At 74.4% G+C, this 485-nt stretch carries 1 protein-coding gene; it reads left to right on the forward strand.

Going from position 1 to position 485, the window contains the following annotated elements:
- Positions 1-433 (forward strand): NAD(P)-dependent oxidoreductase (locus Q0L15_RS22230; protein WP_296607033.1); only part of this gene is annotated, 433 nt, incomplete at its 5' end.
- Positions 434-485 lie beyond the last annotated feature (52 nt).

Genomic DNA, 485 nt, shown 5'->3' on the forward strand with positions numbered 1-485 from the left:
CCACGACCCGGTGGCCCAGCCTCAGGACATCGAGATGGTCGGCTTCGACGAGCTGATCGAGCGCGCCGACGTCGTCTCGCTCCACGCCCCGCTGACCGACTCGACGCGGCATCTCTTCGACGCCGATGTCCTGTCCCGGATGCGACCCGCGAGCATCCTGGTCAACACCGCACGGGGCGGCATCGTCGACGAGGCGGCGCTGGCCGTCGCCCTCCGCGAGGGCCCCCTGCACGCGGCCGCGCTCGACAGCTTCGAGGAGGAGCCGCTCGGCTCCGACAGCCCGCTGCGCGACCTGCCGAACGTGATCCTGACCCCGCACGCCGGAGCCTCCACGGTCGAGGCCGTCGAGCGCGCCGGCGTGCTCGCCGTCGAGGAGCTGGTCCGCGGTCTCGACGGGGCGCCGCTCCTCTTCGAGGTCCGGCCCGCGGGCTGAGCGGGTGGCGCTGGCGGGGCCTCGGGCACACTCGGGGCCATGACCGCCGTGC

It is taken from the genome of Nocardioides sp., assembly GCF_024509035.1.
In the GTDB taxonomy this organism is placed as follows: domain Bacteria; phylum Actinomycetota; class Actinomycetes; order Propionibacteriales; family Nocardioidaceae; genus Nocardioides.